The sequence below is a fragment of the Paenibacillus sp. FSL R7-0128 genome, from assembly GCF_038002245.1.
GTDB classification, from domain to species: Bacteria; Bacillota; Bacilli; order Paenibacillales; family Paenibacillaceae; genus Paenibacillus_AQ; species Paenibacillus_AQ silagei.
The window spans coordinates 5,143,833-5,169,592 of record NZ_JBBOCD010000001.1 but is presented as its reverse complement, the minus strand read 5'-3'; the positions used below and the strand labels follow the sequence as shown (position 1 = coordinate 5,169,592).

General features: G+C 52.7%; 29 protein-coding genes. 17 read left to right on the top strand and 12 right to left on the bottom strand.

The features are described 5' to 3' along the window. Nucleotides 1–21: 21 nt before the first annotated feature. Complete coding sequence (locus NST26_RS21970; RefSeq protein ID WP_339249637.1) at nt 22–576, bottom strand: hypothetical protein; 555 nt, start codon at nt 574–576, stop codon at nt 22–24. Nucleotides 577–735: 159 nt separating this feature from the next. Between NST26_RS21970 and NST26_RS21965 the strand changes: the two genes are divergently transcribed. From NST26_RS21965 to NST26_RS21950, 4 genes are all read left to right on the top strand, one after another. Beyond that, on the top strand, nt 736–1,311 hold the full coding sequence (locus tag NST26_RS21965; RefSeq protein ID WP_340951381.1) for a TetR/AcrR family transcriptional regulator: 576 nt from the start codon (nt 736–738) through the stop codon (nt 1,309–1,311). A 158-nt stretch (nt 1,312–1,469) separates the two neighbouring features. Then, nucleotides 1,470–2,135 (top strand): ribonuclease H, encoded by a 666-nt coding sequence (gene rnhA, locus NST26_RS21960; RefSeq protein WP_339249633.1) that lies wholly within the window; start codon nt 1,470–1,472, stop codon nt 2,133–2,135. A 71-nt stretch (nt 2,136–2,206) separates the two neighbouring features. Next, nucleotides 2,207–2,875 carry a uracil-DNA glycosylase gene (gene ung / locus NST26_RS21955; protein ID WP_036731786.1) on the top strand — a complete coding sequence of 223 codons (669 nt, stop codon included), beginning with the start codon at nt 2,207–2,209 and terminating at the stop codon, nt 2,873–2,875. Nucleotides 2,876–2,906: 31 nt separating this feature from the next. After that, nucleotides 2,907–3,311, top strand: coding sequence for a hypothetical protein (locus tag NST26_RS21950; RefSeq protein WP_036731789.1), 405 nt, complete (start codon nt 2,907–2,909; stop codon nt 3,309–3,311). Nucleotides 3,312–3,475: 164 nt separating this feature from the next. Here the strand turns inward: NST26_RS21950 and NST26_RS21945 are convergent, their stop codons facing one another. Beyond that, nucleotides 3,476–4,612, bottom strand: a complete 1,137-nt coding sequence (locus NST26_RS21945) for an AI-2E family transporter (protein ID WP_051478588.1) — start codon at nt 4,610–4,612, stop codon at nt 3,476–3,478. A 184-nt stretch (nt 4,613–4,796) separates the two neighbouring features. Between NST26_RS21945 and NST26_RS21940 the strand changes: the two genes are divergently transcribed. Further along, nucleotides 4,797–5,264 (top strand): general stress protein, encoded by a 468-nt coding sequence (locus NST26_RS21940; RefSeq protein ID WP_036731792.1) that lies wholly within the window; start codon nt 4,797–4,799, stop codon nt 5,262–5,264. Between the two features lie 26 nt (nt 5,265–5,290). Here the strand turns inward: NST26_RS21940 and NST26_RS21935 are convergent, their stop codons facing one another. Next, nucleotides 5,291–5,608 (bottom strand): hypothetical protein, encoded by a 318-nt coding sequence (locus NST26_RS21935; RefSeq protein ID WP_036731795.1) that lies wholly within the window; start codon nt 5,606–5,608, stop codon nt 5,291–5,293. 395 nt (nt 5,609–6,003) lie between these two features. Here NST26_RS21935 and NST26_RS21930 point away from each other — a divergent pair, with 395 nt between their 5' ends. The 5 genes from NST26_RS21930 (at nt 6,004) to NST26_RS21910 (ending at nt 11,396) form a co-directional block, all read left to right on the top strand. Further along, the gene (locus NST26_RS21930) at nt 6,004–6,765 is read left to right on the top strand and encodes a DeoR/GlpR family DNA-binding transcription regulator (protein ID WP_036731798.1); all 762 of its coding nucleotides are present in this window, start codon (nt 6,004–6,006) and stop codon (nt 6,763–6,765) included. Between the two features lie 38 nt (nt 6,766–6,803). Continuing rightward, nucleotides 6,804–7,715, top strand: a complete 912-nt coding sequence (gene pfkB / locus NST26_RS21925) for a 1-phosphofructokinase (RefSeq protein ID WP_340958021.1) — start codon at nt 6,804–6,806, stop codon at nt 7,713–7,715. A 46-nt stretch (nt 7,716–7,761) separates the two neighbouring features. Further along, entirely contained in the window at nt 7,762–9,711 is a 1,950-nt protein-coding gene (locus NST26_RS21920) for a PTS fructose transporter subunit IIABC (RefSeq protein ID WP_340951385.1), read from the top strand. A 175-nt stretch (nt 9,712–9,886) separates the two neighbouring features. Next, a complete protein-coding gene (locus NST26_RS21915) occupies nt 9,887–10,387 on the top strand; it encodes a Crp/Fnr family transcriptional regulator (RefSeq protein WP_036731809.1) in 501 nt (166 codons plus the stop codon). Nucleotides 10,388–10,709: 322 nt separating this feature from the next. Further along, entirely contained in the window at nt 10,710–11,396 is a 687-nt protein-coding gene (locus NST26_RS21910; RefSeq protein ID WP_036698508.1) for a YitT family protein, read from the top strand. A 73-nt stretch (nt 11,397–11,469) separates the two neighbouring features. Here the strand turns inward: NST26_RS21910 and NST26_RS21905 are convergent, their stop codons facing one another. From NST26_RS21905 to NST26_RS21890, 4 genes are all read right to left on the bottom strand, one after another. Further along, nucleotides 11,470–12,213 (bottom strand): class I SAM-dependent methyltransferase, encoded by a 744-nt coding sequence (locus NST26_RS21905; RefSeq protein WP_340951387.1) that lies wholly within the window; start codon nt 12,211–12,213, stop codon nt 11,470–11,472. Between the two features lie 72 nt (nt 12,214–12,285). Further along, nucleotides 12,286–12,564 (bottom strand): PQ-loop domain-containing transporter, encoded by a 279-nt coding sequence (locus NST26_RS21900; RefSeq protein ID WP_340979786.1) that lies wholly within the window; start codon nt 12,562–12,564, stop codon nt 12,286–12,288. A 129-nt stretch (nt 12,565–12,693) separates the two neighbouring features. Next, nucleotides 12,694–13,128: a MarR family winged helix-turn-helix transcriptional regulator gene (locus NST26_RS21895; protein WP_340951392.1), complete on the bottom strand. Its 435-nt coding sequence runs from the start codon at nt 13,126–13,128 to the stop codon at nt 12,694–12,696. An 88-nt stretch (nt 13,129–13,216) separates the two neighbouring features. Next, complete coding sequence (locus tag NST26_RS21890) at nt 13,217–14,248, bottom strand: NADH:flavin oxidoreductase/NADH oxidase (RefSeq protein ID WP_340951393.1); 1,032 nt, start codon at nt 14,246–14,248, stop codon at nt 13,217–13,219. Between the two features lie 197 nt (nt 14,249–14,445). Between NST26_RS21890 and NST26_RS21885 the strand changes: the two genes are divergently transcribed. Both NST26_RS21885 and metE read left to right on the top strand, forming a co-directional pair. Next, nucleotides 14,446–15,306, top strand: a complete 861-nt coding sequence (locus NST26_RS21885) for an undecaprenyl-diphosphate phosphatase (protein ID WP_340951396.1) — start codon at nt 14,446–14,448, stop codon at nt 15,304–15,306. A gap of 194 nt (nt 15,307–15,500) precedes the next feature. Continuing rightward, nucleotides 15,501–17,801 (top strand): 5-methyltetrahydropteroyltriglutamate--homocysteine S-methyltransferase, encoded by a 2,301-nt coding sequence (gene metE, locus NST26_RS21880; RefSeq protein ID WP_340951398.1) that lies wholly within the window; start codon nt 15,501–15,503, stop codon nt 17,799–17,801. A 191-nt stretch (nt 17,802–17,992) separates the two neighbouring features. On the opposite strand, the gene NST26_RS21875 is transcribed toward metE, so the two are convergent. Continuing rightward, on the bottom strand, nt 17,993–18,145 hold the full coding sequence (locus NST26_RS21875; protein ID WP_076079942.1) for a DUF1540 domain-containing protein: 153 nt from the start codon (nt 18,143–18,145) through the stop codon (nt 17,993–17,995). 372 nt (nt 18,146–18,517) lie between these two features. Here NST26_RS21875 and NST26_RS21870 point away from each other — a divergent pair, with 372 nt between their 5' ends. Next, nucleotides 18,518–19,657, top strand: coding sequence for a DUF4349 domain-containing protein (locus NST26_RS21870; RefSeq protein WP_340979783.1), 1,140 nt, complete (start codon nt 18,518–18,520; stop codon nt 19,655–19,657). A gap of 378 nt (nt 19,658–20,035) precedes the next feature. On the opposite strand, the gene msrA is transcribed toward NST26_RS21870, so the two are convergent. Together msrA and NST26_RS21860 are read right to left on the bottom strand one after the other, a co-directional pair. After that, nucleotides 20,036–21,022, bottom strand: coding sequence for a peptide-methionine (S)-S-oxide reductase MsrA (msrA, locus tag NST26_RS21865; RefSeq protein WP_340979782.1), 987 nt, complete (start codon nt 21,020–21,022; stop codon nt 20,036–20,038). Nucleotides 21,023–21,120: 98 nt separating this feature from the next. Continuing rightward, nucleotides 21,121–21,732: a TVP38/TMEM64 family protein gene (locus NST26_RS21860; RefSeq protein WP_036731832.1), complete on the bottom strand. Its 612-nt coding sequence runs from the start codon at nt 21,730–21,732 to the stop codon at nt 21,121–21,123. A gap of 160 nt (nt 21,733–21,892) precedes the next feature. On the opposite strand from NST26_RS21860, the gene NST26_RS21855 reads away from it, so the two are divergent. From NST26_RS21855 to NST26_RS21840, 4 genes are all read left to right on the top strand, one after another. Then, entirely contained in the window at nt 21,893–22,828 is a 936-nt protein-coding gene (locus NST26_RS21855; RefSeq protein ID WP_340979781.1) for a Gfo/Idh/MocA family protein, read from the top strand. A gap of 32 nt (nt 22,829–22,860) precedes the next feature. Next, nucleotides 22,861–23,187: a hypothetical protein gene (locus NST26_RS21850; protein WP_036698498.1), complete on the top strand. Its 327-nt coding sequence runs from the start codon at nt 22,861–22,863 to the stop codon at nt 23,185–23,187. Between the two features lie 125 nt (nt 23,188–23,312). Then, on the top strand, nt 23,313–23,630 hold the full coding sequence (locus NST26_RS21845) for a winged helix-turn-helix transcriptional regulator (RefSeq protein WP_036698497.1): 318 nt from the start codon (nt 23,313–23,315) through the stop codon (nt 23,628–23,630). 387 nt (nt 23,631–24,017) lie between these two features. Then, nucleotides 24,018–24,740: a hypothetical protein gene (locus NST26_RS21840; protein ID WP_339249604.1), complete on the top strand. Its 723-nt coding sequence runs from the start codon at nt 24,018–24,020 to the stop codon at nt 24,738–24,740. 195 nt (nt 24,741–24,935) lie between these two features. On the opposite strand, the gene NST26_RS21835 is transcribed toward NST26_RS21840, so the two are convergent. Together NST26_RS21835 and NST26_RS21830 are read right to left on the bottom strand one after the other, a co-directional pair. Beyond that, on the bottom strand, nt 24,936–25,379 hold the full coding sequence (locus tag NST26_RS21835) for a DUF6773 family protein (RefSeq protein ID WP_340979779.1): 444 nt from the start codon (nt 25,377–25,379) through the stop codon (nt 24,936–24,938). Continuing rightward, nucleotides 25,357–25,581 (bottom strand): helix-turn-helix transcriptional regulator, encoded by a 225-nt coding sequence (locus NST26_RS21830; protein WP_036698494.1) that lies wholly within the window; start codon nt 25,579–25,581, stop codon nt 25,357–25,359. Before NST26_RS21830 ends, NST26_RS21835 begins: the two co-directional genes overlap by 23 nt. Nucleotides 25,582–25,760 lie beyond the last annotated feature (179 nt).

Genomic DNA, 25,760 nt, shown 5'->3' with positions numbered 1-25,760 from the left:
AACACCCCGCACCCTGCCGCATTATTTTTTCACTTCGGTGACGCCGGTTACCTTACCCTGGTCTGCTGCGGAATAGGTAGCCTGATATTTGTCATCGGAGAAATAGACATTACCTTCAATGGTGGCATTCACGACGGCGAAGCCGTTAGCCTCTACATAGACATCACCCACAAAGGTCCCTCCCTGAATCCGGGCATTCTCGCTACGGATCGTTAATTTGGGCGCGGTGAGCTTGAAGGAATTCGTGATGTTGTGATCGGCATCCTGGGTATAGAGCGCGATTTTGCGGGCAGGCTCTTCCTTATGGATGAATTGTCCGTCGAGCACAAGCTCCTCGGAGAAGCTCAGGTCCTTCAGCGTAGCTGCAATCCAGGTGCCGTCTTTGCTGATCGCCTTCTTGAAGGCTTCCCCGTTATCGACTACCGAAGCTGAAGTGACTGCATCCGGTGCAGCAGTAGCCGCCGTATTGCCCGTGTTCGCTGCTGTGCCGGAGTTGCCTGCATCTTTGTTTGCGTTGCCGCATCCGATAAGCAGGGTCAGGGTGAATGCCGCAAGTATTACTGCGAACTTTCTCATTGTGTTAACCTCCTTGGGGTGTGTAATGCTGATGGTATTTTCCTTAAAATTAATATAGAATGATTGGTGCGGAATTGATGTGATTTAGTTAACACGGCTACAATAATATTTACCGATCGTTCTATAAATGGTAAAATAGACCGCGAAAGGAGCATGATCATGGCGCGAAGCAAAGAGTTTGACATTGATGATGTATTGCTCAAGGCAATGACGATTTTCTGGCAGCAGGGCTATGAGAAGACGTCCATGCAGGATCTTGTAGCCGGCATGGGAATTCACAAGCGAAGCATGTATGACACCTTTGGAGACAAGCATACCTTATATATAAAAGCGCTGGAGCGCTTTGCAGCCCTTCAAAGCTCCCGGCTGGAGAGCCGGATCGAGGGCATCACCTCTGCCAAGGCTGCTATCCGCCTCTTATTCGAAGCTACAGTTCACAGAAGTGAAGCGGAGCCGAAGGGCTGTATGCTGGTGAATACGGCAGTGGAGCTGTCGGCTCATGATCCGGAAGCTGCTGAGCGGGCCAATGAGGCTTTTTTGAATACCGAGAGATTAATGGAACAGCTGATCCTGCATGGACAGGAGACCGGAGAACTATCCTCCCGGCATCCGGCTCCGGCGCTTGCTGCTTATCTGCACAATGCCTTGGTTGGACTGCGGGTTATGGTCAAGGCAACGGGGGATGCGGGCAAGCTCCAGACCATTATTGATACTACGCTGGCTGTGCTGGACTGAGCTGCCGTATTAGTATGAACGCGCCTGCCGGTATTTATCCAAATAAGATATTCGGGCTGGCAGCAGGCGTGTGAGTGTGTTCAGGCTTCAATATGAACGCGGTATGCATTACAATAGGTTTCTGGATAAGGTTACACCGGCAGGAGGGAGCAATAGGAATGGCTAAGCAGAAATACTACGTTGTATGGGAAGGCAAGCAGCCCGGAGTCTACAATACATGGGCGGAATGCCAGGCGCAGACGGATCATTATACCGGAGCGAAATATAAGTCCTATGAGAGCAAGGCGGCGGCTGAGACAGCCTTCAAGGCAGGCTGGAAGGGCAACTGGGGAACCGGTGCGGCAGCTTCAGGGGCGTCCGGCACAAGCAAATCAGGCAAGTCCTGGAGCCGGAGTGCCGGCGTGGAGACATCTGAGGAGATTGATTATGACAGCATCTCCGTGGATGTAGGCACCCGGGGGAATCCCGGACCGGTCGAATACAAAGGCGTAGATACCCAGACCGGGGATGTGATTTTCTCCTGCGGTCCGATCCGCAAAGGGACTAATAACCTTGGAGAGTTCCTGGCGATTGTGCATGCGCTGGCTCATCTTAAGCAGGAAGGCAGCAGCAAGACGGTCTATAGTGATTCTGTCAATGCAATGAAATGGGTCAAGCAGAAAAAGGTGGCCACGACCTTGCCCCGGGATGCCTCTACAGAGGAGATCTGGCAGCTGATTGACCGGGCGGAGAGCTGGCTGCGCAGCCATACTTATGACAACAAGGTGCTGAAATGGCAGACGAAGTCATGGGGCGAGATCAAGGCGGACTATGGCCGCAAATAAGTTCCTGTTATTCTGGTTAATAACAGGTAATGAAACAATACTAATAGCAGGGTAATTGGGAGGAGAACCGAATGTTTGGCAACGATTGGGATGAAGTGCTGCAGGAAGAGACGCAGAAGCCTTACTTTGAGGAATTGCGCTATGCCCTGGCACGCGAGTATAAGCAGTATACAGTCTACCCCCCGAAGGACAAGCTGTTCTCGGCGCTGAAGCTGACGCCTTACAGCAAGACCCGGGTAGTGATTCTCGGACAGGACCCCTATCACGGCGCAGGACAGGCCCATGGCCTTAGCTTCTCGGTAGAGCCGGGTGTAAGGATTCCGCCGTCGCTGCGCAATATCTACGCTGAGCTGCACAGTGATCTCGGTATAGAGGTGCCGGGCCACGGATCGCTGCTGCACTGGGCGGAAGAGGGCGTGCTGATGCTCAATGCCGTCCTGACAGTACGCGAGGGCCAGCCGAATTCGCATAAGGGGCTGGGCTGGGAGACCTTCACGGATGCTATTATGGAGAAGCTGAACGAGCGTACAGAACCGATGGTGTTCATCCTGTGGGGCAGTCATGCCCAGCTCAAGGGCGCGGTAGTTGACCGCAGCAGGCATAAGGTGATCCAGTCTCCGCATCCGAGCCCGTTCTCTGCACACCGCGGATTTCTCGGCAGCCGCCCGTTCTCTCAGGCCAACCAGTATCTGGAGCAGCATGGGCTTAAGGGCATAGACTGGTCCATACCGAAGGTATAAGTAGTTCAGGCACAGGGAAGGGCGTGGAGCCATGAAGCATTGGGTTGGCAGACCGGTCATTATGTACTGCGGAGAGCAGCCATATACGATCATGAAAGGCGTTCTGCGCAGATGGGATCTTGCAGCTTCGGTAGCCGTCATTGGGCATCAGGAGATTGCCGTCCCTTTCCGTGATATTGTGTACATCAAAGCCCTGGCTCCCAAAGAGAGGGCTTTGCCCCCGGTTCTCCATTCGGTCGGATATATCATGAGAGAACGTCTGCAGTTTGATAATGCCGTCTATTTCAAATCAGCGGTTACGGTCTGGAAAGGGGACCAGCTGGTGGCATTCAATGCGACGATCATCGCACATACCAAAGGCTCCGTGACGCTGCATGGCGGGCAGAACCTGCCTAAGGGCAACCACACTTTCGTGGTCCGCTCGCTGCGGGGCTAAAGTCTGGATACATTCAAGCATGTACATTGAAAAGCCCTCCGGCGCGGAGATCATCAGCGCCGGAGGGCTTTTTATTAAAAGATAAGAATTTATATGTTTTGGAGCCCCCGCAAAGTACCTGAGTTATCCTCGAAGCTAAAGCCCCACTTTGTGGGGTTGTTTTACTATACCTTATCGTCCTTGACGATCTCAATCTCAATCCCCGGCGGAGCACTTGGCTCGGGTACGGGTTGATCCACCCGTTCAGCGATAATGATCTCGTATATGCGCAGGAAGATGATTTTGATAATCATATAGACCGGAAGCGCAATGAGGACGCCGATCAGTCCATAGAAGTCGCCCCCCACAAGTACAAGCAGCACTGTTGTCAACGGGTGAACATCCAGCGACTTGCCATAGATGACCGGTGACAGCACGTTATCCTGAATCTGCTGCGCGATCAGAATGACGACCGCTGACCAGATAGCCATAGAAGGCGATTCTATGAACCCCACGATAACAACCGGAACCGCCGCCAGCAGCGAGCCCACATAGGGAATGAAATTCAGCGGGATGGAGATCACGGCGAGCAGCAGAGAATAAGGCAGGCCGATCAGCAAAAATCCGATGTATAGCAAGATGCCCAGCACCACATTAAGCAGGACACGTGTAACGATGAAGCCGCTGAGTGCAGAGTCAATATCCTTGAACATCTCCTGGCCTTCCTTGCGGTACTTTCTCGGAATCAGGCCCTGAAGAATCGGTGACAGCTTGTGCCCGTCCTTCAGCATGTAATAGAGAATGATCGGCAGGGTAGCGATAACCACGACAATACTGGAGATCACTGTGATCAGATTGGACATCGAATTGGTCACCCAGTTAATGGCACTGTTCACATACTCCGTCAGGCGTGTGGTCACATCCGTGTCACCCTTGAAGAAGCGGGAGAACGACGGATCATTCTGGAGCTTGTTGAACTGATTCTGAATACCCTCGACCAGATAAGGCGTATTGTCAATGAAGTTCTGGATTTGCTCGCGCAGTGTAGGCCAGACCAGCACCCAGAATAAGACGAACAGTCCGGTAAACACAAGATAAATCAGCAGGACGGACAGCCCGCGGTTAACATTTTTGGTCCCCAGATAGTTGACAATCGGCCGCAGAAGATAATACATAAAGCCCGACAGCATCATGGGTACGAGCAGCAGTTGAATGATAGATACCAGCGGTGTGAACAGAAAAATGACCTTCGAGCCCAGGTACAGAATCGTCAAAAAGGCGATAATGGCCAGGCAGGTCCGAAAATACTTGCTTTGAAGCACAGCAGCCCCCCCTATCTCTTAAGTTATGTTTATGTATACGTATCTTTATAACCCAATTAGAAGAGATTGATTCAGACCTGACCGGGAGCCGCCGCCACATGCGGGATTCAAGCCACAGGCAGAGTGGTAATATCGCAGTAGCAGAGTGGTAATATTGCAGTAGCTGTAAGAGGAGGGATGCCGCATGCCAACATTGGTATTGGGGATTTTTGGACACCGGAGTGATGCGGTGCTGGCGATCGAAGAATTGAAGAAGAATGGGATCAAGGCGAAGCATATCTCTGCTGTCACGAAGCAGAAGAACACGCTGGAGATCATCAGCAAGGATGCCGCGATTGGAGATGTGGAGACGGGGCAGGGGAATAATGGCTTGTACGGTACAGCCCGCGGGCTTGGGGTAGGCCTGGATATGGTCGCGGATTCTGCGGTCGCAGCAGGTCCGGCAGCCCGCAAGCTCGCGGGGGCGGATCTGGAGACAGACGGCCTAGCGGTCAGCCTGATCGGAATGGGGATTCCGCAAGATGACGCGGAGGCGTATGCGGAGCATGCTGATCTGGAGCATATTATTGTCATTGTCCTTCTGCCCGAAGAGGAGCTGAGGGAGAAGGTGCAGGTCATATTTGCGAAGCATGAGGTCATACCTTTGAAGTAAGCGATGGGTTCGGAAAATATAAGGGATCAACGCAGCCGGCGGGACTTTCGTCTGGCTGCTTTTTTTTTGCGGTTCTGTACGAACAGCACCGGGTCGATGCCGGCACCTACCTGTCCGCCTGTTTCCTTGGTCACCTGCTTGGCTTTTACCAGAGAGAAAAAAGCAAACAGTTCCCCGAGTACGCCGAAGCCTGCGGCAATAATCGCATAATCCTCTGCACTGAGCTCCTCGGTTTCTACTGGGCCGTCACTGCCGCCCCCTCCGTGGCCGTTAATGCCGCTGCTACTGCCATTACCGCCGTTACCGCCTGCGCTGCCATATCCGTTGTTATTGTAATAGGCCATCTCCTGTTCACCCGCTTTTCCCCATATGTAATATAAATATGTCGCTCGCTGCCATTGTGAAATGGGCAATCGGGAGGTAATTTACCGCACCGGATGATATAGTTACAAGGCTGAAATGAGCATAAATGAGCAGAGCATACGCCAATTCTTACAGCAATAGTGTATCCGGCTGGAAAGTTAGGGTTAAACTCATGATTTTATGGCCAAAAATAAGCAGAGAAAGCCTCTTTACAGTTCATGAAAACGCTGTTACAATCATAAATGAGCACAAATGATCAACATCAGTCACAAGCGATTTGAATCCAGTCATCTTATCATCTTATCTTTCAATTCAGTAGTTACGTATATATAGGAATCCGGCAGCGGGTAGCTGCACATCCTAAGGAGTGAGCTGCATGTTTGAAGAAGAACGCAAACGGATGATTCTGCTGTTTGTCGAGAAGCATACAAGAGCTTCGGTTCAGGAGCTGGGCCAGGAGCTGTCCGTCTCTGAATCCACCATCCGCAGGGACCTCAAGGAGCTGGAAGAGGCGCGGCTGCTGAAGCGTACGCATGGCGGGGCGGTGTCCCTGCAGAGTGTGAACTTTGAAGCGGCGGTTCCTGACAAGGAAGACCGGTTCCTGGAAGAGAAGCTGCGGATTGCCGGGAAGGCTGTGGAGATGATTGAAGACGGTGATGCCATTCTCCTTGACGGAGGTACCACCACACTGCAGATTGCCCGGGCGCTGAAATCGTTCCGCAATCTCAAGGTCATTACCAACTCAATCATGGCGCTGAACGAGCTGAAGGACTGCCGCCATATTGAGGTGTCTATTACAGGCGGGATGCTAAGGCCGGACACCATGGCTTTTGTCGGACCGATGACCGAACGCTCGCTGGATATGGTTCGGGTAGATAAGGCCTTCCTCGGCACCAACGGGCTGGATATCCGCGAAGGGATTACGACGCCGAATATGCTGGAAGCGGCCACCAAGCGCAAAATGATCGCTGTAGCGAAGCAGACGATCCTGCTGGCCGACCACAGCAAGATCGGGCAGATCTCCTTCTGTAAGGTCGCAGATCTGCAGGAGATGGACCACTGCATTCTGGATACGGGGATACCGGATAGCTTCCGGAGGCAGCTTGAGAAGCTGGATGTGGATTATACACTGGTGTGATGGATGGGAAGACAAACATTATAAATGAGGGATGAATGATGATCTATACGGTGACACTCAATCCTTCCGTCGATTATATCGTGGAGGTAGAAGAGCTAAGACTAGGCGGTCTCAACCGGATGAAGCGGGATATGAAGCTGCCCGGCGGGAAGGGAATTAACGTATCGCGTGTTCTGAAGCAGCTCGGCGTGGAGAATACGGCCACCGGATTTCTTGGCGGCTTCACCGGCGGCTACATTGACACCTGGCTGGGCCAGGAAGGGATATCCGGCGACTTCGTTCATATTGCGGACGATACCCGGATCAATATTAAGCTTAAAGCAGGCCAGGAGACGGAGATTAACGGGGCCGGTCCTGTCATTACGGAGACCGAGACGGCTTCGCTGCTGCACAAGCTGGAAGCCCTGAAGCCGGGTGACATAGTGATTCTGTCAGGCAGCACGCCACCTTCGCTGGGCGGAGATTTCTACAGCAAACTGATTGCAGTATGCAGGCAGAAGGGCGCGGAGTTCGTTATTGATACGACCGGGCAGGCCTTGCAGGACGCCTTATCCCAGGGACCGCTGCTGGTCAAGCCGAATCACCATGAGCTGGCAGAGCTGTTCGGAGTTCAGATCAGCACCCGGGAGGAGATTATCACTTACGGACGCAGGCTGCTTACGGGCGGCGCCAAGCATGTACTGGTCTCCATGGCTGGCGAAGGCGCATTGTTCATTACGGGGCAAGAAGTCTTCCACGCCAGCGCTCCTAAGGGCCAGGTTAGGAATTCAGTAGGTGCGGGAGATTCGATGATTGCCGGATTCGTGGGCACCTTGTCGCTGACAGGGAATGTGCTGGAAGCATTCCGTGCAGGTGTGGCATCAGGAAGTGCCACAGCGTTCTCCGATGATCTGGCAGACCGGGCATTAATTGAAGAGCTTCGTCCGCTTATTGCCATATCTCAGCTATGAATAACAGAGGTTAACAGGTTCAAGTACATTCGGGGAGTTGAGAATTATGAAAATTACAGATTTGATGATACAGGAAACGATGATTATGGAGCTGCAGGCTACCACGAAGGAAGGAGCCATTGACGAGCTGATTGCCAGGCTCGCGGCCAGCGGACGCATCACGGATGCGAAGCTGTTCAAGGAGAAGATTCTGGAGCGTGAAGCCCAGTCCAGCACAGGCATCGGCGGAGGCATTGCCATGCCTCATGCCAAGACCAAGGCTGTCAAGGAGGCAACAGTAGTATTTGCGAAGAGCAGCGCCGGAATTGATTTTGCCTCCCTGGATGAAGCGCCGGCTCACCTATTCTTCATGATCGCCGCGCCGGACGGAGCTGGAAATATGCACCTGCGGACACTCGCTGCACTGTCCAGGTTGCTCATTGAAAGCGAATTCATCGAACAACTCATGAGTGCCAAGACCCCTGCCGAGGTGTCCTCCTTATTCGATGCCAAGCAAGCGGAGGCTGAAGCCCAGGCGGAAGCGGAAGCCACAGCAGCGGCAGTGAAGGCTGCTCCTAAGGCAGCTGCGCCGCAAGCTGAACCTGCACGGATGATTACCGGGAACCCCGATTCACAGAGCTTCGTTGTTGCTGTGACAGCGTGTCCTACAGGAATCGCCCATACCTATATGGCAGAGGATGCCCTCAAGAAGAAGGCCAAGGAGATGGGTGTCAATATCCGTGTCGAAACGAACGGCTCAGAGGGTGCGCAGAATGTGCTGACCGCAGACGAGATCGCCCGGGCCAGCGGGGTCATTGTTGCCGCCGACAAGAACGTGGAGATGGAGCGCTTCAGCGGCAAGCCTGTGCTTCAGCGACCGGTTAGCGACGGTATCCGCAAGTCAGAGGAGCTGATCCGGATCGCAGTTGCAGGAGATGCGCCTATCTACCGCGGCTCTGGACGCAATGAAGAAGGCTCAGCACCTGTGAAGTCCGGTTCTATTGGAAGCAAAATCTACAAAGACCTGATGAACGGCATCTCGCATATGCTCCCGTTCGTAGTAGGCGGAGGCATTCTGCTGGCGATCTCCTTCCTGATTGAACAGGTGGCCAGTCCCGACAATGCGCTGGTCAAGCTGCTGCAGAGCATCGGCGGCGGTGACGGAGCCTTCCACTTCCTGATTCCGATCCTTGCCGGATTTATCGCGATGAGCATCGGTGACCGGCCTGCGCTGATGCCGGGTATGGTTGGCGGTCTGATGGCCCTTAACTCCAATTCAGGCTTCCTCGGCGGTCTGGCTGCCGGGTTCCTGGCTGGTTATGTAGTGGTAATGCTCCGCAAAGTCTTCTCCGGCCTGCCGCGCACACTGGACGGTCTGAAGCCGATTCTGCTCTATCCCGTATTCAGCTTGCTAATTACCGGCGCGGTTATGTTCTTCCTGTTCGATCCGTTATTCAGCTGGATTAACGGAGGACTGACCGATGCGCTTAACAATCTGGGTACCGGCAACAAAATTCTGCTTGGCTTGGTGCTTGGCGGGATGATGGCCATTGATATGGGCGGTCCATTCAACAAGGCAGCCTACACCTTTGCCATCGGCGTGTTTACGTCCAGCGGCAATACAAACGGAATGATGATGGCCGCAGTAATGGCCGGAGGGATGGTGCCTCCGCTGGCGATTGCCCTGGCAACCTCGTTCTTCAAGAATAAATTCACGGAGACTGAACGCAAATCCGGTGTAACCAACTATGTGCTGGGCTTGTCGTTTATCACCGAAGGAGCCATTCCGTTCGCTGCGGCTGATCCGCTGCGGGTGCTCACCTCCTGTATTCTGGGCTCTGCTGTAGCCGGCGGACTTACACAGCTGTGGAACCTCAACGTTCCCGCACCGCATGGCGGTGTGTTCGTAGCCTTCCTTTCTAACAATGCGGCATTGTTCCTGCTGGCTGTGCTGATCGGCTCCGTGATTTCCGGGCTGACACTCGGACTGTGGAAGAAGCCGATAGAAGCGAAATAACGTATTTTGCCTATACCTGAAACCGCCTGGGAGTAGAGACCATTCTCTACCCCAGGCGGTTTCTTTACCGTTGAACTCTTGGAAAATGGCTGTTTTACGCTTGCCCCTCCATTTTAGTGTCTTATTTCGGTATAATTAAAAATATATATACAGAGAACGCAAAGGAGAATGCGAAATGATTCTGCACAGAGGTGAGGTCTTATTCCGCCAGGGAGACGGCGGCCAGAACCTGTTCAAGGTGAAGAGCGGACTGTTCAAGGTCACGAGACTGCATGAGAACGGGAACATGGTATTGTTCAACCTGTTATATCCGGGTGAGACCGTTCCGCATCATTCCCTCATTTCGCCGAAGGAGGCGCATGGAACCGCAGTGGCAATGATGAAGAGTGAGGTTGAGCTGATTCCGGCTGCAGAATGGTACCGGGAGCTGAGGGAGAAGCCTGAGAAGGTGATGGAGATCGCCCTGTTGCTTCAGGAGAAGGTGCGGTTCATGCAGACAAGGCTCGATCATCTCACCGTTGGAACGCCGGGGGAGCGGATGGCCCTGCTGACCCGCTGGCTGACCGAATATTCTCATGGCGCACAGCTCACAGATCTGCTGACACAGGAAGAGATCGGACAATTGATCGGCGTCCGCCGCGAGACCGTCAACCGTCTGCTGCGGAATCCGGGCTGATTGCTTATTTTTTAATGGAAACTGTTTAGAGTGGCCCTTCCGCGTGGTATAATCTATTCAGAACATATCAAATTAAAGAAAGGATCAGGATACCATGTGTCCCCGAAGGACGATTCCCCAAAGGACGATTTGGAAACGTTATGATCTGTCTTATACTTAGCTTCCCTGTAGAGTGTGCGCGAACCGTTGTTCATTGACGAAGCCGCTTCTGCGAAGGGAAGGGAGTATTGTATGCGAAGGAGCAACACCTCCTCCGGTATAACCCCCCGTAGAGGCTGGCACGAACGTCTAGCCGCCATACACGATAAGGGGAGACCGAGTAATGAGGAAACAAGACAGTGGCATGAGTTTGCCGCTCCGGTTAGCTATTATTTTGACCGGAACACTATTGCTTGCATTTACGTATTATCACATTAATTATCAGAACCACTTGACCGAAGGCGGATTCGTAGGATTGTCGCTGCTCGGCAAGTATGTACTGGGGATTTCACCATCACTTAGCATCCTGATTTTGGACATTCCGGTACTCATCATCGCAATCATCTTCAAAGGAAAATCATTCGTAGTGAACACCTTCATATCCGTAGTGGCCTTCACGGTATTCTACGGGCTGATGGAACGCTATTCCGGCTGGGTTATTGACCTGCAGGATAACTTGCCGGTTGCGGCGCTGTTGTCCGGGGTATTGACAGGTCTGGGCGCAGGAATGGTCCTGCTGGGCGGCGGGGCGAGCGGCGGGGACGATATTTTGTCCGTGCTGATCAGTGAATGGAAAGGTATTAAGGTAGGAACCGTATTTATCCTGATGGATGTAATCGTTCTGGCTTTTTCCCTCTTCTATATGCCGTTAAGAGAAACCCTGTACACTGTGATGGCTGTAGTTGTAGCCGGTTATGTAATCACTTTTACAACCTCTCTGGGCAGACGGAAGCTGGTTCAGGCACCTAAGATTCCGTCCGCACTTGCCAAGACTCAGGAAGGTACAGTGAATGTGAATAATGCAATGTGAACTCCGTGAACCACGGGGATGATAAAAGGTCAGCGGACTACCGTCCGGCTGGTCTTTTTTTTGTGCTATAAGATTAGTCTGTTGAATGCTTCACCGCTGACAGCAGCAGGAACATCGGACGCCGCGTCTCCTCCTGCCAGGCCGGATTCTTCTCCAGCATCTCAGGGGTCGGCTGCAGCTCCGACATCTCCTTCAGGACGAAGCCTGATTCGAGCAGTGTACCCAGGTAGGTGGCGGTGGTCCGGTGGTATTTTGCAACCTCGTGTTCGAGAAAATCAGCCAGCCTTAGCCCTTCCACATGGTAGTTGTCCACGGGCCAATGCTGCTTCTCCCCGTCCGGGCTGTAATGCCAATCCTGCGCGGCGAGCGCGGTGAAGATCGGATGCTCTACAGAGAAGACGAAGGCTCCCCCGGGCTTCAGGCAATGCCGGACCTGGCGGCAGAGACTGCCGAAATCTTCAATATAGTGGATCGCCAGCGAGCTGATCACGGTATCAAATTGCTCTGCCCCGAATGCGGCATCCTCAATCGCGAGCTGGAGATACTCAATCTTCGGGTCGTCTGTCATCGTACGGGCACGCTCCAGCATATTGGCGGAGAGATCTATGCCTACGACGGAAGCCGCCCCCTGCTCCCGGGCATACCGGCAGTGCCAGCCGAACCCGCACCCCAGATCAAGCACCCGCTGGCCCGCCAGATCAGGCAGCAAAGTACGGAAGACCTCCCATTCTCCGGCAGCCTCCAGTCCGCCCGTAGAGCGGGGCATCTGGCTGTAATTCGCAAAAAAACCCGCGTCGTCATACTTATTTTGCTTCATTCATTGAACCTCCCACATCCTTTTATTACAGAAAGTATAACGCAGATGGGACGGAGGTGCAGCCTACAGAATTCATTGTTGCCCTCGGGAACGGTAGCGGATAATCAGCAGGACGACCGTTGTTACGACCGCCAGCGACAGGGAATTGGTGATCAGAAAAGCAAGTCCGACCCCCTGCGCCGCCAGGTTAACCGCATAAGCTTCCATAAGAAGGATGCCCAGCAGCATCAGCAGGTAAGCTTTCAGACTGAGATCTGCAACCGAACGGGTCCTGATGATCTGCACAATCTGCGGAATCCAGCCTACCGAGAGAATAAGACCGCCAACCAGCTGCATAGCTGTGAATAACATATGCTGCACCCCGCTATACTTAATTTCTTAATAGTATGGTGTATGCTCAGGGGGAGAGGGAGGTTCAGACAAAAACCCGCCGCCCCTCGGGAGGGACGGCGGGTTCACCCGGCAGGCAGCTGCCCGGGTCTAGGATTGCTTCAGCTGGATAAGCTGCTTCAGCAGCTGCTGCGTGTCGTCTACAGGAAAGGCTTCCTGCAGCACTTCATGAACGGTCTGCTTCGCCCGGTCAACCTTATCCTGCCCAATGGCAGTCAGGGACGTATAGATGCTTCTGCGGTCTGTCTCGCAGGACTTGCGCTCCAGCGCTCCGCAGCCCTTGGCTTCGAAGCGGCTGACCAGCCGGGACACAGCACTCTGGCTAAGCCCGACCATCGATTCCAACTGCTGGAGCTTCAGTTTTTGCTCAGGGGCTTCGGACAGAAACAGCAATACATAGAATTCCTTAAGCGATAGCTCATAGTTCTCGGTCAGCTTCGCTTCAAGGACTGCGGCCACCTTCATCTGTATCAGAGAGAGCGATAACCAGCTGTTAATCAGATCATTTGAAGGGGGGTTAGTCATGTCTTCATCCTCCCGGTGTATACCTCTAATGAATAGTAGTTGTTATACAGTATACCATCACCATAGGCAAGCTGCTGACGAATTGTCCTTAACGCGGGAATCCTAATGCGTACTGCTTAGGTATATTTGCGTCTTTGCGCAGCGTCACACCGGCTTCCACCGTCCAGTAAGGATTACGGAGCATTCCCCGGCCCACCGCCACCAAGTCAGCTTCTTCATTGCTAATGACGGCGTTGGCAAGAACCGCTTCATCCAAGCGGCCGACAGCAATTACCGGTACGTTCAGCTCCTGGCGGATCGTTCTGGCCAGCGGTAACTGATAGGCTGCATGGTTGCCCGGTCCATTCTCTGCGTCAACGGCTCCTTCACCGCCTGAACTGATATGGAAAATATCGGCCCCGGCTTCCTTATAGGCTCTGCTGATCTCCAGACCCTCTTGGAGGCCGTAGCCGCCTTTCACATATTCTCTGGCGGATATCCGCATGATTAGTGGCATATCCTCAGGCATCACGCTCTTGGCGGCAGCGATCACCTCCCGGCCGAACAAGGTCAGATCCTGTCCGTATTCATCAGTCCGCTGGTTGGTCAGCGGCGAGTGGAACTGGTGAATCAGATAGCCGTGGGCGCCGTGCAGCTCAATAGTGTCGAACCCGGCCTGGACCGCACGCTCTACGCCCCGTTTGAATTTCTGGACCATGTCTTTAACTTCTTCTGTTGTCAGGGCATGAGGAGTCTTGGACTTGCCGTCAAAAGGAATTGCGGAAGAAGAGACAGGAACCTTGGCATCCTCCGCCTTGCGTCCGGCATGGGCCACCTGAATTCCGATTTTGGCTCCATGGGCATGACTGGCTTCCACAATCCGCGCCAGCGCAGGAATCTGCTCATCAGACCAGAGGCCCAGATCATAATCGGTAATCCGGCCGTCCGGGTCCACATCAGCCATCTCGACAATGATCAGTCCGGTGCCGCCGACAGCGCGGCTTACATAGTGGTTGTAATGCCAGTCGTTAGCGATGCCATCCTTATTGGTAACTGAATATTGGCACATGGGCGGCATTACCACCCGGTTCTTCAGTTTTAAGCTTTTATACTCATAGGGGGTGAACAGATCTTTCGTCATGAATTTCGCTCCTTCGTTCTACATGGGATGGATAAACAATAAATGCATGCGCATGCATATAAATATATGCTGTTGGTTTCTGCCTGTCAAGTCAGCGTTATGATAAAAATTTTCCATACTGCAAGAGAGCTGTAAGTTTCAGAAATAGCTGTGCGAGTTTACAATTATTATATTGAAAACAATAAAGGGGGATCGCCATGGAGCTGCTGACCATTGTCAAAGCAATCATTCTGGGAATTGTGGAAGGGCTGACCGAATTCGCTCCGGTATCCTCGACAGGCCATATGATCATCGTAGATGATATGTGGCTTAAATCGCAGGAGTTCCTGGGGAAGTACACGGCCAACTCCTTCAAGGTAGTGATTCAATTAGGCTCCATTCTTGCAGTCGTCATTATTTTCCGTAACCGGTTCATTGATCTGCTGGGCCTCGGGAAGCTCAGCCGTAAGGACTTGACCGTAGTGCCGGAAGGGCAGCGCCAGGCTCCGGCGGAAGGGCGGCTGAAGCTGACACATATCCTTGTCGGACTGCTGCCGGCCGGAATCTTCGGATTTCTGCTGGAGGATTACATCGATGAGCATCTGTTCTCAACCTTTACTGTGCTGATTGGACTGGTGGTTGGAGCGTTATTTATGATTTGTGCCGACCGTTTTGCGCCTGCGAATGCCCGGACTGAGAGTGTGGATCAAATTACATATAGGCAGGCGCTATCAGTCGGATTGATCCAATGTATCTCCCTGTGGCCGGGCTTCTCGCGGTCCGGGTCGACGATATCCGGCGGGGTTCTGCTGGGCATGAGCCACCGTGCGGCAGCCGATTTCACCTTCATCATGGCGGTGCCGATTATGGCCGGGGCGAGCCTGATTTCACTGCTGAAGAACTGGCAGTATTTTACGCTGGATGCCTTGCCGTTCTTCATTGCCGGGTTCATCAGCGCCTTCGTATTCGCACTGGTATCGATGCGTTTCTTCCTGAAGCTGATTAACCGGATCAAGCTGTTGCCCTTCGCAATCTACCGGATTGTGCTTGCCGGTGTGGTCTATCTGATCTGGTTCTGATTTCGCCCGGTCTCAGAGTTTAAGCTGCTCCTCCTTCATGGGGGTGCAGCTTTTTTTGGCGTTTTGCTATAGGGAATCTGTATAGCTGTATTGCGTGGAATCTGTTGCGGGGCGCGGTAGGCGTGCAGTAAGATGGCATCAGATTAAGGCTTGCAGACATGAGGGCAGACAATTATACAGAGGAGTGGACACCTATGAGTAAAGGAATCAAGACAAGCAGCCTCGGTTATCCGAGAATCGGCAAGAACCGTGAATGGAAGAAATTATTGGAGGCTTATTGGGCCGGGAAAATCGATGAGCAGAGCTTCCGCTCGCAGATGGAGGATATACAGCTTCAGCATTTGCAGACCCAGCAGCAGGCCGGAATTGATCTGATTCCGGTGGGCGATTTCACCTTCTATGACCATGTGCTGGATACCGCCGCTATGTTCGGGATCGTACCGGCGCGTTACGGATATAAGGGCGGAGAAATTCCGCTTGATCTGTATTTTGCAATGGCGCGCGGCAATGCAGAGGCCCCGGCCTGCGAGATGACGAAATGGTTCAATACGAATTACCATTACATTGTGCCTGAGATCGGCAGCCTGACTCCGGTATTGACAGCGAATAAACCGCTGGCTGCCTACCGCTTCGCCAAGGAGCGGGCAGGCATTGAGGGCAAGCCCGTTATAGTCGGACTGTATACCTTCCTGAAGCTGTCCAAGGGCTTCCCGGCAGCAGACATCGCCGCCGTTGCCGCACGCTTCCTCCCGTTGTATGTACAACTGCTGCAGGAGCTGCAGGCTGAAGGAGTGGCCTGGGTACAGATCGATGAACCGGCGATTGTTACCGGCTTAACGGCTGAGGATACCGCACTGCTCCAGAACATTTACAGTGAGATTGCTGCTGCCGTACCAGGACTGAACCTGATGCTGCAGACGTACTTCGAAGCTGCGGAGCCGCTTGAAGCATTGCTGGCGCTGCCTGTACAGGGTCTGGGTCTTGACTTCGTCCATGACGGCGGCAAGAATCTGGAGTCGGTTGCACGCCTCGGGTGGCCGCAGGATAAGACACTCGGAGCCGGTATCCTTGACGGACGCAACATCTGGCGCGCCGATACCGATGCCAAGCTGGAGCTGGTAGCGAAGCTGCTGACCTATGTGCCTCAGGAGCGGTTAATTCTCCAGCCAGCGGCAAGTCTGCTGCATGTGCCTGTAACGGTTGAGGGCGAGGTCAAGCTGAAGGCTGCGGTCAAGAATGCCTTGGCGTTTGCCAATGAGAAGCTGGCCGAGCTGGTTCTCATTGCGGCAGCCGCGAACGAGGGAAGAGAGCGTTATGCCGCCGGGCTGGAGCGCAGCCGTGAGGTGCTGGCCGTATTCCGTGCTCTGCCGGAGCGCGGGCGTGAGGATGTAGCCGAGCAGGTGCGTGCCCTTGCCCAGCTGCCGGACCGCCGCAGTCTTCCGTTCGCCGAGCGTGTCAAGGTTCAGCAGGAGAAGTGGCGTCTGCCGCTGCTGCCGACCACGACCATCGGCAGCTTCCCGCAGACGGCTGAAGTCCGCCAGGCCCGTCTGAAATGGCGCAAGGGAGTCTGGAACCAGGAGCGTTATGACTTGTTCATCAAGCGGCAGATCGCTGAAGCGATTACGCTTCAGGAGGAGCTTGGTCTGGATGTGCTGGTACACGGAGAGTTCGAGCGTACGGATATGGTGGAATTCTTCGGGGAGAAGCTGGCCGGCTATCTGTTCACCGCAGGCGGCTGGGTTCAGTCCTACGGATCACGCTGCGTGAAGCCGCCGGTAATCTATGCCGATGTTGCTTTTATCGAGCCGATGACCGTCAAAGAGAGCGTGTATGCCCAGTCACTAACGAAGCTGCCTGTTAAGGGAATGCTGACCGGACCGGTCACGATCCTGAACTGGTCCTTTGTCCGCGATGACCTCAGCCGCGAGGCGGTGGCCGGACAGATCGCCCTCGCCCTGCGTCATGAAGTATCCGCACTCGAGGAGGCTGGTATCGAGATGATCCAGGTCGATGAGCCGGCGATCCGCGAAGGCCTGCCGCTGAAGGCGAGAGATCATGAGTATTACCTCAACTGGGCGGTGAAATCCTTCCGGACCGCCACGAACCATGTCAAGGACACCACGCAGGTGCATACGCATATGTGCTACAGTGAATTTAACGACATGATCGGTTCGATCTCGGCGATGGATGCGGATGTCATCTCCATTGAGACCTCGCGCAGCCATGGTGAGCTAATCGTCAGCTTCGAGGAGCAGGAATACGACAAGGGGATTGGACTGGGTGTGTATGATATTCACAGTCCGCGCGTGCCGGTGGTAGAGGAGATGACTTCAGCCATCGAACGTGCGCTGCGCGTGCTGGATGTCCAGCAGTTCTGGATTAACCCCGACTGCGGACTGAAGACACGGGGCTGGGAAGAGACCACAGGCGCACTGCGCAACATGGTGAAGGCCGCTGTCCTGGTGAGAGAGCAGCATGGCGCAGTGACCCGTTAACAGGGCGGAGCTATTCCGTTTAAGATTCTTAGATTTGGACAGAAAAACCACTGCAAGCGGGAGAGTATAATCTCCGGCCCGCAGTGGTTTGTTTTTTGCAGGAAACACTTGATAATAATTCTCATTCTTGATAGAATGAGAAAAGAAAGAAGGAACCTATGGAGGGCTCCTTCATATTCTGCAAAGATTCATTATTTGCTTTCGAAGGTTTTGCAATCTGTTTCCTCAGATTGTGTAGGCTGCTTGGAGCTGTGGTAGGCAACGAAGATGGACTCAGCGTTGCATTTGTTCTCTTCAGCCCAGTAGGTGCAAGAATTAACTGCGCACAATACGTCTTTTGCCATGAGGGTTCACCTCCTCTTGTAGTACTAGGCATCATAAATCGGCAAGAAATCAATTACAGCTGCCCGGGCAAGGTGGAGCTTGTCCGAATAGCGCCATAACCTTATTCTATGCGAATAGGGTTTTTGGTGTTTTTTTGCCGTTTTATCATCGTAATTGTAACAAATAAAGAGGCAATACGCAAACAGGACCCCACTCGGCTATTCATGACTGAATGGTCTTATTTGTTATTTTCCGTAAATGACTGCAACCTTCCAACTTTTGGAACGTCAAGAGGGATAAGCGCGGAACGGACCGATACAGATAACGGCCTTTCGCCGCGGAAGCTGAAGCACCGGAAGCAGTATACAATTACACTTTGTGGAGGAATGAGCATGCGAAAATGGGGTCTGCATTACTTATTGTATCTAGTGGTTGTAGCCGTGGTTCTGACGGGATGCGGCGCGTCGAGTAACAATTCAGATTCGGCAGCGAATTCAGAAAGCGCGTTCAGTAATCAAGCAGCATCAGACGGTTCAGCGGAGAGCGCGCCTGCTGCGGTGGAGGTCAAGGAGGATAGTCTAGCTAACACGGCGATGGCTGTCAATGATCAGGCTGCAGTGAAGGGCGGCGGCGGAAATTCGGCAGTCCCTGGGGCGGGTGCTGAGCAAGGGACAGATGCTTCTGCCGGATTCACCGGCACCGATGTGGTAGCAGGGCTGAACAAGAAGCTGATCTACAAGGCGAACCTCAATATGGAGGTAACCGACTACGGGGCAGCGCAGACTGAAGTGCGGAATATGGTTACTCTGGCCGGGGGCTACATTATCGAATTCTCAGAGAATATGTCTGAATATGAACAGGGTGGAACCTTTATCCTAAAAGTGCCTGCGGCGGGCTTCTCTCCGTTCCTGAACAATCTGGAGAAGATTAAGCATGAGAAGCTCCAGAGAAGCATCCAGGGGCAGGATGTGTCGGAGGAATATGTGGACCTGGAGTCACGTCTTAAGGCGAAGCAGATGATGGAGGCGCAGTATATTGATTTTATGAAAAAAGCAACCAAACCGGCCGATCTCGTCCAGTTCGCCAACCAGCTTGGGGAAATTCAGGAGCAAATTGAACAGATCAAGGGCAGAATGCGGTATATCGATCAAAATGTATCTTTCTCTACAGTGGAGCTTCGCCTCTACCAGACGGAGAAGAGTCTTACCCTTACACAGACTAATTCCGAGGGTCCGCTGGGTGAACGGGCTTCGGAAGCGCTCAAGAGCAGCATGAAGGCGTTGTCTGTGATGTTCCAGTGGCTTGTTGTTGTACTGGCGGCTGCTCTCCCCGTCCTGCTGGTAGCTGGAGTGGTGGTTGCGCTGGTGCTCTGGTTACGGAAAAGCTTCAAGCGTCGGCAACCTGCACATCCTGAACAAGTGCGGTTGGGAGGCAACCGTCTGCCGGGCCGGGAATCGCAGCCTCATCCTGAAGCGGCACCTGTAGTGCCGGCAGCACCGGAAGAGGAGAATTCAGATAAGCAGAACAAGTAGAGCAGGCTGTACGAATAAACATAGGATCATTTATGTAAAGAATAAAGCCTCCCTACCCGTGAATCCGGGCTGGAGGCTTAGTTTTGTTCAGGAATTTATGATTTTCTTCTGTTGTGGATAAAGTGTGTGCCCGAATGTATGCGGAAAACAACATACATTTGCTGATACGAAGGCGTGTGGCCCGAATGTATGTGGAAAACAGCATACATTGTGCTGATGTGCGGGCATGGGGCCCGAATGTATGCGGAAAACAGCATACAGTGTGCTGATACGAAGGCGTGTGGCCCGAATGTATGCGGAAAACAGTATACATTCGAGCCACACGTAAGTTATGCAATTTATGAAGCTATAGCTTGAGGCAAGCCGGGATCTCCAGCCTTAAGCATGCTGGAAGAGCACACGGTACTCGCCATAGCCTTCCTTCTCCAGGTCCTCTTTGGGAACAAAGCGCAGAGCTGCCGAGTTGATACAGTACCGCAGTCCGTTCGCTCCGGGTCCGTCATTAAATACATGGCCCAAGTGGGAATCCGCTGTCTTGCTGCGTACCTCAGTGCGGACCATCAGGTGGCTGAGGTCGGTTTGCTCCTTGACCACATAGTCCCGGATCGGACGCGTGAAGCTCGGCCAGCCGCAGCCGGAATCGAACTTATCCTCTGAGCTGAACAGTGGCTCCCCGGAGACAATATCCACATAGATCCCGTCTCCGTGGTGATCCCAGAATTCGTTGCGGAATGGAGATTCCGTAGCGCTGTTCTGCGTTACTTCATATTGAAGCGGAGTCAGGCGCTCCTTCAGGCTCTGCGGGTCCTCCATATGCGTCCAGTGAGCTTCGATGAATGCTTCCCGGCCCGAACCCTTGCGGTAACGCTTGTAATGGGCTGGATTCTTGTGATGATAGCCCTGATGATATTCTTCGGCTGGGTAGAAGGGCTTAGCCGGAAGAATAGGTGTCACAATGGGAGCAGAGAAGCGTCCGCTGGCCTGAAGAGCTGCCTTGGAAGCCTCTGCTTGCTCGCGCTGCTCCTCCGAATGGGTGAAGATTGCCGTTCCATAAGAAGTGCCACGGTCATGGAATTGCCCTCCGGCATCGGTAGGGTCAATCTGCTGCCAGAACAGCTCAAGCAGCTTGCTATATGGGAAAATATCCGGATTGAACGTAATCTGCACCGCCTCAACATGTCCGGTGGTTTCCGAGCATACTTCCTCGTAGGTCGGATTCACGGTATGTCCGCCTGTATAACCGGAGATAATCTTGACAATGCCCGGAAGCTCTTCAAAAGGGGATACCATACACCAGAAGCATCCACCGGCGAAGGTGGCTTGCTCGGTCTTGACATTTATAGAATCAGCTTGAAATTCACTCATTGTTATCCCTCCATCTGTAGAATGCAATTAAATAGATCACAATTTAATTATAAATCAAATAGAGGCTTACTGCCAGCATACCGGAAATTCTTGAAGCGTCAGCGGCCCGCAGAAGGACGGCGGCGCATGGATAATCCGGCTACAGCCAGTACGGCAATATACACGATTATAGCTACAGCTGCACTTCGCGGGTGCTGGAACATCTGTCCTCCGAGGAAGGCGTAGAGGGCGATGCCGGGAATTTTGCCAAGTGCGGTAGCTCCAAGATAGCTCCAGAAAGGCAGTACGGCGGCACCAGCGTAGATATTCACAGCCATCTGCGGAATGAACGGTGCCAGGCGGGCAATCACTACGGATGCAAAAGGACGCTGCTGCACAGCAGACACAAATCTGTCCAGCGCCGAAATACTGCTTAGATAGGCCATTGATTTGCTCTGGAACATGTATTTAACGAAACCATATACAAGGGCCGCCGCTATCGTAGTAGCACTCCAGCATATTAACGCTCCTGCGAAGCTTCCATAGGCATACCCGAACAATCCGATAATCAGCTTGTAGGGCAGGACCGGAAATAAGGCCAGCACTGTGGCGGCGAGCATCGACAAATACAAAGGATGATCCTCTCTAAGCCAGGCCAGGAGTTCATACCTGTAGATAAACGCGAGGATTATGCACGAAACATACAGAACAACCGTTAGCCATTTTCTCATTATACTATGCCCCTTCTTCACTCCATCCATTTCATCATACTGAAAAAAAAGCAATTAAAGCAATTATTGAAGCAAAGATCATTGTTCCCGCAGCATGTCACGGTATAATACATCTATAAGGGAATTGAAATTCCCCCAATATGTAAGGGAGATGCTGTTAATGAAACTATCTGTCCGCAAAAGAGTGGCAATGATCGGCATAGGCGATATTGCCCGTAAAGTCTATTTGCCGCTGCTCTCCCGGCATGATCAGGCCGAGGTGGTGGGAGTGCTCAGCCATTCCTCTGCTACGGTCGAGCGGGCAGTCCAGGCGTATCGCCTTCAGCGGGGCACAACCGAGCTTACGGAGCTGCTGTCCTGGGATCTGGATGCTGTGTTCATACATAGTCCTACAACTACGCATTATGAGCTGGTGACCTCTTGCCTGGAGCATGGGGTGTCCGTGTATGTGGACAAGCCGCTATCCTATGATCTGGAGGAATCCCGCCGGATGGCAGAGCTTGCTGAGAACAAGGGGCTGCTGCTGGGAGTGGGCTTCAACCGCCGCTATGCCCCGATGTATGCCGCAGCCAAATCCTGGCTGCATAAGGCCGGAGGCATCAGCCAATCCACCGCAGTCAAACACCGGACGAAGCTGCAGCAGGGCAGCAGCCATGAGACGATCCATGATGACCTGATTCATATGCTGGATCTGCTGCTCTGGATGTCCGGCGGGGATTATGAGCTGCTGCACACCAGCCTGAGGGCGGATGCGGAGGGGCGGCTTCTGCACGCCTCGGGAATGCTGGGCTGGGAGAACGGGACCACCGGCCATTACAGCATGGTCCGGGATGCAGGGGCCGATCTGGAGAAGCTGGAGCTGCACGGCCATGGCAGGTCGGTTGAGGTGACGGACATGGAACGGGTTATATTATATGAGCAGGGCTCGTTGCCGCGCACGCAGAACTTCGGCAGCTGGGATACCGTGCTGGAGCGCAGAGGCTTCAGCGGAGCGGTCAGCCATTATCTCAGTAATATAGCGACACCGGAGCAATGCGGTATTTCCGCTTCGGCCGTATTGCCGAGCCATGAATTAGCAGCAAGATTAAGCCGCTGAGCGGTCAGCATCGCAGCAGAGAGGAGAACAACATGGAGGATTATGACAACAAGTCGATGGAAGAGAGGATTATCGAGAGCTACAAGCGGGACGAGGAAATGATGATTCTCGTATTTGCCCAGTGGTGTGTGAATAATAAGCTGGACCCGCATGCCCTGTATCTGCAGGCTTATCCGCAGCAGGAGGGCAACCAGGCGCTGGCCAATGCACTGGCCCTGACGGTATCCGCGGAGGAGGCCGGGTTCATCTCCGATGATACAGTGCTGGGAGTACTCTCCCTGTACAGTAACGATGATCTCGCCTATGTAGTTACAGAGGCCATCCAGCTAAGACGCAAGGCAGAAGACACCAAGGATTGATAGCGTAAATATATTAATAGTGGTTAATGAACTTTTTTTTGGCAAACGATGTTCATTCCAGAATAAATGTGGTAAAATTATATATACTAACTAATTGTAAGCTTCATAAGTGAGAGGTGATAACCATGGAAGAACATCAACTGACGATGTGCCCGAGATTTGAGACGGCTTTTTCGTTTCTGGGCAAGCGTTGGAACGGACTCATTATTCAGACCTTGATGAGCGGCCCCAAGCGGTTCAAGGATATTTCCGGACTGATTCCGTCAATGAGCGATAAGATGCTGTCCGAGCGCATGAAGGATCTGGAATGCGAGGGCATTCTGGTACGTCATGTGTACCCGGAGACACCGGTGCGCATTGAGTATGAATTAACAGTGAAGGGCCGTGCGCTTGAGCCGGTCATGCAGCAAATCCAGTCCTGGGCCGAGAGCTGGGTGGAGTAGCAGTACCGTAATATATTTTTGATGACAGCCTCTTGCCGGGTATCCGGGTAAGGGGCTTTTCATATGCTGTTCTGCTTGAAATATAAGAATTTATAGGTTTCACATGATAACTTATCCTTCTATTTCTCGCTGAAACGGTACCGTCCTTTATAAGGACGGCAATGCCGGTTCCGCTTGTTTATGCAAATTTTGCCCAAATAAACCTTGCACTTAGGCCCTACCTGTGTAATATAATAGAACATACTAAATATTACGGATGTGTGGAAGCGTTAACAAAAGTAGGAAAAGCCCAGGGTTATAAGGCAGACGGATGCTTACGGGATGTGTTTTGGACGATGCTGATGGAAGGAAGCGGAGGGCTCACACAACTTTTAGGAGGCGAGGACCATGACCATCACCTTGTTTTCCCGGGAAATAACCTATGGAAAAAAGGATGTCGCCGAACTGGAGACTGCTTCGATTAAAGTACAGCTGATCTATGACAAGGTGTTGTTCATGCTTCATAGCTATCTCCCGGATTCTCTGTGGGATGCGTGGATCGGTGTGCCGTATGAGATCATTTCTTCTCTATATAAAGGGGATAATGACAGCGGGAGCGTGTTTCAGAAATGGATTCAAGGCCCGTCCGGCTGGAAATGTATCGGTTGTGAACGGCATTGCCTGGAGCCGGTAACGGCTAAGGGAGGGAGTGGCTCAAATGCTCAGCGCCGTTTTACTTTTCATAATGGAATTAGCCAGAGCATGGTACTTCAAGCTGTGATATGGTCCATGTATGAGAATACCCGGCTGCTCCAGCCTTACCTGGGGGAGGAGGCTTTTCTGAGTGAGGAGGATATGGAGCTGATCTCTGTATATTTCGTGCCCACCTACCTTACCCCGGCACCGCTGAGCGAATTGAACAAACCGGCCAAAGAATATAAGGATAAGAACATCAGAGTGTATCAGGAATGGATCTCTGCCCCCGATCTGGTGCTGCAGTGGAACGGCGGCCTGACTGAAGGCAGATGGATGACGGGTGTATATGTGGATCATTCGCGGTTCGCCGGACTTGGCCCCTACCTGAAGGATGCGCAGGGCAAGCGGACTTACATGCAGGCGACGGTTCGATAGAAAAGGTGAAGCTCGAAAAAAGAGTTGAACTTGAAGCCAGGTCGTCGCTGCGGTGAACATTTGGACTTCCGGCCGCTATTGTGTTTGGATTTCCTGATACAAACCGCTCTTCGCGGTAGAAATCCAAACACAAAGGCGATCGCTCCGCTCCTCCTTTATTTCTACTTCTAGTCACTCACAGCAGCACAAGCCACTCTACTCCGCCCGGTTATTCCTCCGTCGGATCAAGTACACGGTGCTTAAGATGACCAGTCCTGCTGTAACGGAAATGACCAGAATCACCTTCCCGTTCGCACCGCTGTTTGCTGCTGATTGGGCGGCTGGATTCACGAAGGTAACGATAAGGATACAGGCTGCCACCACGATCGCCAGCAGTGCACCCAGAACGTTTTTTCCTTTTGCTCCGCCCTGTGCTCCGCCCGGTCCCACATATGCACCGGTCCAGATCAGCCGTACGAGATAGGAACCCACACCCAGCATGAAAATTGCGTAATTACTTAGCGGATATTCCAGCCACTTCATTCCGTAGTTTTGCAGCGCCATGTCTGCCAGCAATAAGAATGCCATCAAAAGAAATGCCTGATTCCCCGCCTTGTGCCGCTGCTGCAATTGTCTCTCATCCAGGTTCGTTCTGCTCATCCTTCGTTCCCTCCCAAAATAATTGATCCAGCGTCTTCCCAAGGGTTACACAAATGTCAATACACAACCTCAGGGTGGGGTTGTAATCACCATTCTCAATCGCGATAATTGTCTGTCTTGTGACCCCCACGGCATCCGCCAGCTGCTTTTGCGACATGTCTTTTGCCGCTCTGGAGGCTTTGAGCCTCAGATTCTTCCCCATTCCCTCACCTCACGCATATTGTAAAATATATAAAACAAAATGTCTAGTATATTTTACATAAAAATATTAAAAGTTCGCGTTCATTAAAATTTGTTATATTCAGTGCGTACAATCACAAGTTCCGCCTAAGGCCAGTGATAAGGTGTAGAAGTGAAAAGAAGCACAAACCTACATCTAAC

Excerpts from the sequence above, each read along its gene's own strand:
- NST26_RS21970 (WP_339249637.1), bottom strand. The coding sequence starts at position 576 with ATGAGAAAGTTCGCAGTAATACTTGCGGCATTCACCCTGACCCTGCTT.
- NST26_RS21965 (WP_340951381.1), top strand. The coding sequence starts at position 736 with ATGGCGCGAAGCAAAGAGTTTGACATTGATGATGTATTGCTCAAGGCA.
- rnhA (WP_339249633.1), top strand. The coding sequence starts at position 1,470 with ATGGCTAAGCAGAAATACTACGTTGTATGGGAAGGCAAGCAGCCCGGA.
- ung (WP_036731786.1), top strand. The coding sequence starts at position 2,207 with ATGTTTGGCAACGATTGGGATGAAGTGCTGCAGGAAGAGACGCAGAAG.
- NST26_RS21950 (WP_036731789.1), top strand. The coding sequence starts at position 2,907 with ATGAAGCATTGGGTTGGCAGACCGGTCATTATGTACTGCGGAGAGCAG.
- NST26_RS21940 (WP_036731792.1), top strand. The coding sequence starts at position 4,797 with ATGCCAACATTGGTATTGGGGATTTTTGGACACCGGAGTGATGCGGTG.
- NST26_RS21935 (WP_036731795.1), bottom strand. The coding sequence starts at position 5,608 with ATGGCCTATTACAATAACAACGGATATGGCAGCGCAGGCGGTAACGGC.
- NST26_RS21930 (WP_036731798.1), top strand. The coding sequence starts at position 6,004 with ATGTTTGAAGAAGAACGCAAACGGATGATTCTGCTGTTTGTCGAGAAG.
- pfkB (WP_340958021.1), top strand. The coding sequence starts at position 6,804 with ATGATCTATACGGTGACACTCAATCCTTCCGTCGATTATATCGTGGAG.
- NST26_RS21920 (WP_340951385.1), top strand. The coding sequence starts at position 7,762 with ATGAAAATTACAGATTTGATGATACAGGAAACGATGATTATGGAGCTG.
- NST26_RS21915 (WP_036731809.1), top strand. The coding sequence starts at position 9,887 with ATGATTCTGCACAGAGGTGAGGTCTTATTCCGCCAGGGAGACGGCGGC.
- NST26_RS21910 (WP_036698508.1), top strand. The coding sequence starts at position 10,710 with ATGAGGAAACAAGACAGTGGCATGAGTTTGCCGCTCCGGTTAGCTATT.
- NST26_RS21905 (WP_340951387.1), bottom strand. The coding sequence starts at position 12,213 with ATGAAGCAAAATAAGTATGACGACGCGGGTTTTTTTGCGAATTACAGC.
- NST26_RS21900 (WP_340979786.1), bottom strand. The coding sequence starts at position 12,564 with ATGTTATTCACAGCTATGCAGCTGGTTGGCGGTCTTATTCTCTCGGTA.
- NST26_RS21895 (WP_340951392.1), bottom strand. The coding sequence starts at position 13,128 with ATGACTAACCCCCCTTCAAATGATCTGATTAACAGCTGGTTATCGCTC.
- NST26_RS21890 (WP_340951393.1), bottom strand. The coding sequence starts at position 14,248 with ATGACGAAAGATCTGTTCACCCCCTATGAGTATAAAAGCTTAAAACTG.
- NST26_RS21885 (WP_340951396.1), top strand. The coding sequence starts at position 14,446 with ATGGAGCTGCTGACCATTGTCAAAGCAATCATTCTGGGAATTGTGGAA.
- metE (WP_340951398.1), top strand. The coding sequence starts at position 15,501 with ATGAGTAAAGGAATCAAGACAAGCAGCCTCGGTTATCCGAGAATCGGC.
- NST26_RS21875 (WP_076079942.1), bottom strand. The coding sequence starts at position 18,145 with ATGGCAAAAGACGTATTGTGCGCAGTTAATTCTTGCACCTACTGGGCT.
- NST26_RS21870 (WP_340979783.1), top strand. The coding sequence starts at position 18,518 with ATGCGAAAATGGGGTCTGCATTACTTATTGTATCTAGTGGTTGTAGCC.
- msrA (WP_340979782.1), bottom strand. The coding sequence starts at position 21,022 with ATGAGTGAATTTCAAGCTGATTCTATAAATGTCAAGACCGAGCAAGCC.
- NST26_RS21860 (WP_036731832.1), bottom strand. The coding sequence starts at position 21,732 with ATGAGAAAATGGCTAACGGTTGTTCTGTATGTTTCGTGCATAATCCTC.
- NST26_RS21855 (WP_340979781.1), top strand. The coding sequence starts at position 21,893 with ATGAAACTATCTGTCCGCAAAAGAGTGGCAATGATCGGCATAGGCGAT.
- NST26_RS21850 (WP_036698498.1), top strand. The coding sequence starts at position 22,861 with ATGGAGGATTATGACAACAAGTCGATGGAAGAGAGGATTATCGAGAGC.
- NST26_RS21845 (WP_036698497.1), top strand. The coding sequence starts at position 23,313 with ATGGAAGAACATCAACTGACGATGTGCCCGAGATTTGAGACGGCTTTT.
- NST26_RS21840 (WP_339249604.1), top strand. The coding sequence starts at position 24,018 with ATGACCATCACCTTGTTTTCCCGGGAAATAACCTATGGAAAAAAGGAT.
- NST26_RS21835 (WP_340979779.1), bottom strand. The coding sequence starts at position 25,379 with ATGAGCAGAACGAACCTGGATGAGAGACAATTGCAGCAGCGGCACAAG.
- NST26_RS21830 (WP_036698494.1), bottom strand. The coding sequence starts at position 25,581 with ATGGGGAAGAATCTGAGGCTCAAAGCCTCCAGAGCGGCAAAAGACATG.